This window comes from Pseudomonas sp. MD195_PC81_125, from assembly GCF_014060985.1.
In the GTDB taxonomy this organism is placed as follows: domain Bacteria; phylum Pseudomonadota; class Gammaproteobacteria; order Pseudomonadales; family Pseudomonadaceae; genus Aquipseudomonas; species Aquipseudomonas parakoreensis.
Window position 1 is genome coordinate 1 of the sequence record NZ_JABULD010000439.1, and the last position, 7,211, is coordinate 7,211.

At 62.7% G+C, this 7,211-nt stretch carries 5 protein-coding genes; all 5 read right to left on the bottom strand.

Features of this window, described 5'->3' with window-relative positions:
• Positions 1–35: 35 nt before the first annotated feature.
• On the bottom strand, positions 36–1,373 hold the full coding sequence (gene hslU, locus HT737_RS17740; RefSeq protein ID WP_047290886.1) for an ATP-dependent protease ATPase subunit HslU: 1,338 nt from the start codon (positions 1,371–1,373) through the stop codon (positions 36–38).
• Positions 1,374–1,428: 55 nt separating this feature from the next.
• Positions 1,429–1,959: an ATP-dependent protease subunit HslV gene (gene hslV / locus HT737_RS17745; RefSeq protein ID WP_182403474.1), complete on the bottom strand. Its 531-nt coding sequence runs from the start codon at positions 1,957–1,959 to the stop codon at positions 1,429–1,431.
• A gap of 289 nt (positions 1,960–2,248) precedes the next feature.
• Positions 2,249–2,956 (bottom strand): SPOR domain-containing protein, encoded by a 708-nt coding sequence (locus HT737_RS17750; RefSeq protein WP_041074932.1) that lies wholly within the window; start codon positions 2,954–2,956, stop codon positions 2,249–2,251.
• 1 nt (position 2,957) lies between these two features.
• The gene (gene argS / locus HT737_RS17755; RefSeq protein WP_182403476.1) at positions 2,958–4,694 is read right to left on the bottom strand and encodes an arginine--tRNA ligase; all 1,737 of its coding nucleotides are present in this window, start codon (positions 4,692–4,694) and stop codon (positions 2,958–2,960) included.
• Between the two features lie 214 nt (positions 4,695–4,908).
• On the bottom strand, positions 4,909–7,128 hold the full coding sequence (locus tag HT737_RS17760) for a primosomal protein N' (RefSeq protein WP_182403478.1): 2,220 nt from the start codon (positions 7,126–7,128) through the stop codon (positions 4,909–4,911).
• Positions 7,129–7,211 lie beyond the last annotated feature (83 nt).

Genomic DNA, 7,211 nt, shown 5'->3' on the forward strand with positions numbered 1-7,211 from the left:
CGCAGCCTGCGGCAGCTCCTACAGGGAAGAGTGACCTACAGGATATAACGGGACAGGTCTTCGTTCTGCGCCAATTCGCCCAGATGGCTGTTGACGTACGCAGCGTCGATCAGGATCGGCTGGTCGTCATGCGCGCTGGCCAGGTCGCCGGCACTGAACGACACCTCTTCCAGCAGACGCTCAAGCAGCGTGTGCAGGCGACGGGCACCGATGTTCTCGGTCTTCTCGTTGACCTGCCAGGCGATCTCCGCCAGACGCTTGATGCCTTCCGGCTGGAACTGGATGTTCAGGCCTTCAGTCTTCAGCAGCGCGCAGTATTGCTCGGTGAGCGATGCGTGCGGCTCGCTGAGGATGCGCTCGAAGTCTTCCGGGCTCAGCGCCTTGAGTTCGACACGGATCGGCAGACGCCCTTGCAGCTCAGGCACCAGATCGCTCGGCTTGCTCAGGTGGAACGCACCGGAGGCGATGAACAGGATGTGGTCGGTCTTGACCATGCCCAGCTTGGTGTTGACGGTGCAGCCTTCGATCAGCGGCAGCAGGTCGCGCTGTACGCCTTCACGGGAGACATCGGCGCCGCCGACATTACCGCGTTTGGCGACCTTGTCGATTTCGTCGATGAACACGATGCCGTGTTGCTCGACCGCTTCCAGCGCCTTGGCCTTCAGCTCTTCTTCGTTGACCAGACGCCCGGCCTCTTCGTCGCGCACCAGTTTCAGCGCTTCTTTGACCTTGAGCTTGCGGGCTTTCTTCTTACCCTTGCCCATGTTGGCGAACAGGTTCTGCAACTGGCTGGTCATCTCTTCCATGCCAGGTGGTGTAGCGATCTCGATGCCGGCCACTTCGGCGACTTCGATCTCGATTTCCTTGTCGTCCAGCTGCCCTTCGCGCAGGCGCTTGCGGAACAGCTGACGGGTGTTGGAATCGCTGCTCGGGGTTTCTTCGTTGCTGAAGCCCATGCGTGCCGGTGGCAGCAGTGCGTCGAGGATACGGTCCTCGGCAGCGTCTTCGGCACGGTGACGCACGCGAGTCATTTCCTGCTCGCGGAGCATCTTGATCGCGGCGTCGGCCAGATCACGGATGATCGATTCGACGTCACGGCCAACGTAGCCGACTTCGGTGAATTTGGTCGCTTCGACCTTGATGAACGGCGCGTTGGCCAGCTTCGCCAGACGACGGGCGATTTCGGTTTTACCGACACCGGTCGGACCGATCATCAGAATGTTTTTCGGGGTCACTTCAACGCGCAGCTCTTCAGGCAGCTGCATGCGGCGCCAGCGGTTGCGCAGGGCAATCGCGACGGCGCGCTTGGCATCGTCCTGGCCGATGATATGGCGGTTGAGTTCGTGGACGATTTCGCGGGGAGTCATGGACATAGTAATTGACGGTCCTCAAGCAGAAACAAGCCGTGGCACTTAGGCCGCGTCAGGCTTATTCAGCGAGATTCTGCTCCTCAATGGTCTGAGTGTGGTTGGTGAATACACAGATGTCGCCGGCGATACCGAGGGCGGTTTCGACGATCTCACGGGCCGACAGGTCGGTCTTTTTCAGCAGCGCGCTGGCCGCAGCTTGCGCGTAGGCGCCGCCGGAACCCATGGCAATCAGGCCGTCTTCGGGTTCGACCACGTCACCGTTGCCGGTGATGATCAGCGAGGCGTCCTTGTTGGCGACCGCGAGCATGGCTTCGAGGCGGCTCAGGGAGCGGTCGGTGCGCCATTCTTTGGCGAGTTCGACAGCGGCGCGGATCAGGTGGCCCTGATGTTTCTCGAGCTGGCCTTCGAAACGTTCGAACAGGGTGAAGGCGTCGGCGGTGGCACCGGCGAAACCGGCGATGACCTGACCGTGGTACAGGCGACGAACTTTCTTCGCGTTGCCTTTCATCACGGTATTACCAAGAGAAACCTGGCCGTCGCCGCCCATGACGACTTTGCCGTGGCGGCGGACTGAAACGATGGTGGTCAAGGGAAGAGTCTCCACGCAGCGGGGCGAAAATGCCTTATGCCCATTCATATGGGGGTGCTGGAGAGGATTTCAACCGGGGGCGCAGAGAGGGGACGAGCGGTGATGAAGGGGTGGTGCAAATCTCTGTGGCGAGGGAGCTTGCTCCCGCTCGGCTGCGCAGCAGTCGTAAACCTGCAATCCCGGTCTGTCTGATGCACCGGGTTTACAGGCTTTAGGGGCGCTTCGCGCCCCAGCGGGAGCAAGCTCCCTCGCCACAAAGTCCGCTGAACGATTTACGTTCGGCGAGGGGTCAGCGGCTCTGGCGTTGTTGTAACAACAGGTTGCTGAAGCCACTGCCCGCCAGTTGTTTCTGTGCGGTGGTCAGCTGTTCGCGGTTGCTGAACGGGCCAACGAGTACGCGGTACCAGGTTTCATCCTTCACCGTGCCCGACTCAACCGAAACAGCTTGGCCCAGCAGAATGATCTGCGCCCGCACCTTGTCCGCGTCCGCCTCTTTGCGGAACGAACCGGCCTGGAGGAAGAACTTGGTCACCGGCGCCGCTTTCGCCACAGGTGGCGCTGGCGGCGGGGTAATGCCCGACAGCGCAGCCTGCGCCCGTGCGGTATCGATCTTCGCCGCTTCCGCCGGGGTGACCGGCGTGGTCGGCACTTGTGGCGTCGGCAGGGTTTTCTCCGGCACGGCATCCGGCGGCACGATCACTTCCGATTCCGGCAGCAAGGTGTAGAAGTCGTACTTCGGCTTCACCGGTTGCGTCGGGCTCGGCGGGGTCTTGTTGGCCTCGGCGATCTTCGACGCTTTCTGCTGCTGCGCCTGCTCGACTTTCTCGCGCTTGACCGTGTCGCTGCCCTTGCCCGGCTCCAGTTTCATCAGAAACACAATGAACGCACCGACCGTCAGGCCGATGGCCATCCACAGCCAGCCCGGAATCGGTTGCTTTGCAGGAGCTTGGTAACGGCTGGCGCCACGCTTGGGTGCAGGTTTTTTCTTGGCAGCCAACTTACATGCGCTCCAGAGTTTCCAGGCCCAGCAGTTCCAGGCCTTGCTTGAGAGTACGACCGGTCAGCGCGGCCAGGCGCAGACGGCTCTGCGTCTGGGCCGGCGTCTCGGCGGCGAGGATCGGGCAGTTCTCGTAGAAGCTGGAGAACAGACCGGCGACGTCATACAGATAAGTGCAGAGGATGTGCGGCGTGCCTTTTTCCGCGACGTTGTTCAGCACTTCGCCGAACTGCGCCAGTTTCGCCGCCAGCTCGTGTTCGTGCTCGGCTTCGAGAACGATCTGGCCGTCGACTTCGCTGAAGTCCTTGCCCAGTTTGCGGAACACGCCGGCCACGCGAGTGTAGGCGTACAGCAGATACGGTGCGGTGTTGCCTTCGAAATTCAGCATCAGGTCGAAGTTGAAGCTGTAGTCGCTGGTGCGGTGCTTGGACAGGTCGGCGTATTTCACCGCACCGATGCCGACGACCTTGGCGATGTTGCGCAGTTCGTCTTCGGCCAGCTCCGGGTTCTTTTCTTTCACCAGGTTGTAGGCACGTTCCTGCGCTTCGGTCAGCAGGTCGATCAGCTTCACGGTGCCGCCATCACGGGTCTTGAACGGACGGCCATCGGCGCCATTCATAGTGCCGAAGCCCATGTGCTCCATTTCCATCGGATGGGTCACGAAACCGGCTTTGCGCGCCACGGCGAACACTTGCTGGAAGTGCAGGGCCTGACGCTGGTCGACGAAGTACAGCGCGCGGTCGGCTTTCAGTTTGCCAGAACGGTAGCGCACGGCTGCCAGGTCAGTGGTGGCGTACAGGTAACCGCCGTCAGCCTTGACGATGATTACCGGCAGCGGATCGCCGTCGGCGTTCTTGAACTCGTCGAGGAACACGCACTGGGCGCCGTTGCTTTCGACCAGCAGGCCCGCGGCTTTCAGATCGTTGACCACGTTGATCAGGTCGTCGTTGTAGGCGCTTTCGCCCATCACGTCGGCCATGGTCAGTTTGACGTTGAGCAGTTCGTAGATCTTCTGGCAGTGCGACAGCGAGATGTCCTTGAACTTGGTCCACAGCGCTAGGCACTCGGCATCGCCGGCCTGCAGCTTGACCACCAGACCACGGGCACGGTCGGCGAACTCTTCGGATTCGTCGAAACGCTGTTTGGCGGCGCGGTAGAAGTTTTCCAGATCGGACAGCTCGTCGCTGGTGATCGGGTTTTCCTGCAAGTAAGCCATCAACATGCCGAACTGGGTGCCCCAGTCGCCCACGTGGTTCTGGCGGATCACCTCGTCGCCGAGGAACTCGAGAACACGGGCCACGCCGTCGCCGATGATCGTCGAGCGCAGGTGGCCGACGTGCATCTCTTTGGCCAGGTTCGGTGCCGACAGGTCGACCACGGTGCGCTGCACCGGGCCGGCCTTGCGCACGCCAACGTGAGCATCGGTCAGCGCGGCGTCAAGGCGCGAGGCGAGGGCCTGGGTGTTCTGGAAGAAATTGATGAAGCCGGGGCCAGCGATCTCGGCCTTGGTGACGTTGTCGTCGGCCGGCAGCGCGGCGATGATTTTCTCCGCCAGATCGCGCGGCTTCATGCCCGCAGGCTTGGCCAGCATCATGGCGATGTTGCTGGCGAAGTCGCCGTGGGTCTTGTCACGGGCGTTCTCCACCTGAATCGCCGGCGACAGGCCTTCAGGCAACACACCTTCGTTGACGAGTTGGGTGAGGGCTTGTTGGATCAGCTGGCGAATGGTGTCTTTCATGGTCTTCTCTTTCGACCGCAAGCGCGGCGGCGCATCGATGCGCGGGTGGAAAAACTGGGCATTATCCGTTGCGAAGACGGGCTTGCCAACCTTAGCAGGCAGGATGTGGATATGTGGTGACATTAAAAGCAAAAGATCGCAGCCTCTGGCAGCTCCTACAGGGAAACACGCTCGATTCTCTAGGAGCTGCCGCAGGCTGCGATCTTTTGACCTGCTAGTACAAATCGACCGGATCGACATCCAGCGACCAGCGCACCGCCCGCCCGCTCGGCATCTGCTCCAATTCCAGCAACCAGCTGGCGAGCAGTCGATGCAGCGGTGCCCGCGCTGCCGCCTGCACCAACAGCTGCGCCCGATAGCGACCGGCGCGGCGCTCCATCGGCGCCGGCACCGGCCCGAGCAGTTCGATCCCGCCCAGATTCTGCTCGGCCAGCAAACGCTCGGCCGCGCTGCATGCCTCATCGAGAAAACTTTCGGCCTGCCCCGGTTTGTGCGCTTCGGCACGCAACAGGGCCAAGTGTGAAAACGGCGGCAGTCCCGCAGCGCGGCGCTCGCTCAGCGCCTGTTCGGCAAAGGCGAAGTAGCCCTGCTCGGTCAATTGCACCAATAAAGGATGGTCGGCCAGGTGGGTCTGGATGATCACCTTGCCCGGCTCTTCCGCCCGCCCGGCGCGCCCGGCCACCTGCACGATCAATTGCGCCATACGCTCGCTGGCGCGGAAGTCGCCGGAGAACAGTCCGCCGTCGGCATCCAGAATCGACACCAGCGTAACCCGAGGGAAGTGATGCCCCTTGGCTAACATTTGCGTGCCAACCAGAATGCACGGCTGTCCCTTCTGAATCGTCGCGAACAACTGATTCATTGCGTCTTTGCGCGAAGTGCTGTCGCGGTCGACGCGCAGCACCGGGTAGTCCGGGAACAGAATCGCCAGGCGCTCCTCGGCGCGTTCGGTGCCGGCGCCCACCGGCCGCAGATCGACTTTGTTGCACTTGGGGCATTGGCGCGGCGTGCGCTCGACGTTGCCACAGTGGTGGCAGCGCAGTTCGCCGTAGCGCTGGTGCACGGTCATTCGCGCATCGCAGCGCGAGCACTCGGACATCCAGCCGCAATCGTGGCACAGCAACGTCGGCGCAAAGCCGCGCCGGTTGAGGAACACCAGCACCTGCTGGCCCGTCGCGAGGGTCTGGCCGATGGCTTGTTGCATCGGCCCGGAAATGCCGCTGTCCAGCGGACGGCTTTTCACGTCCAGCCGCAGGAAACGTGGTTGCTTGGCACCGCCGGCCCGCTCGTTGAGGCGCAGCAGGCCATAACGACCGGTGTAGGCGTTGTGCAGGCTTTCCAGTGAAGGCGTGGCGGACCCGAGGACGATCGGGATGTTTTCCTGTCGCGCGCGCACCAGTGCCAGATCCCGGGCGTGGTAGCGCAGGCCTTCCTGCTGTTTATAGGAGCCGTCGTGTTCTTCGTCGATGATGATCAGCCCCGGGTTCTTCATCGGGGTGAACAGCGCCGAGCGAGTGCCGATAATAATGTCGGCCTCGCCGTCACGGGCGGCGAGCCACGCATCGAGACGCTCACGGTCGTTGACCGCCGAATGCAGCAGGGCGATACGCGCATTGAAGCGCTGCTCGAAACGCGCCAGGGTCTGCGGACCGAGGTTGATCTCCGGGATCAGCACCAGTGCCTGCTTGCCGGCTTCGAGGGTTTCGCGGATCAGTTGCAAATAGACTTCGGTCTTGCCGCTGCCCGTGACCCCGGCCAGCAGAAACGCGTGATAACTGTCGAACCCGGCGCGGATCGCTTCGTAAGCGGCGCGTTGTTCGGTGTTCAGCGGCAACTCCGGTTGCGCCAACCAATGTTCATGGCGCACGCCAGGGGCGTGCCGACGAATCTCCACTTGCACCAGACCCTTGGCCAGCAGCAGGTCGAGGCTGTCCTTGCTCAGCATCAGCTTGCTCAACAACTGATGGGCCACGCCGTGCGGGTGCTGCGCCAGTGTTGCCAGTGCTTCCCGTTGCCGTGGCGCGCGGGCGACGCGCGGATCATCGAGGCTGGCGCCGGGCGCGACTGACCAGAAGCGCTCCTGACGGGCTTCCGCCAGTTCGCCCTGACGCAGCAGCACCGGCAGCGCCCAGCTCAAGGTATCGCCGAGACTGTGCTGGTAATACTGCGACGTCCACAGACACAGCTTGAACAGTGCGGGCGGCAACGGCGGTTCGACATCGAGCAGGGCCAGCGCCGGCTTGAGTTTTTCCAGCGGCACGTCGCTGGTGTCGGTGATCTCGACCAGAATCCCGATCATTTCCCGTCGCCCGAATGGCACCCGCAGGCGCATGCCCGGCTGCAACTGGGCACGCAACACCCCGGCCGGCGCCCGATAGTCGAACAGGCGGCGCAGGGGCGAAGGCAGGGCGAGGCGCAGAATGGCGTCGGGCACGGCGGGGGGGTCTCGATCAACACAAAAGGGAGGCTTGGCGCAGATCAACTGTGGGAGCGAGCTTGCTCGCGAACGCGGTGTGT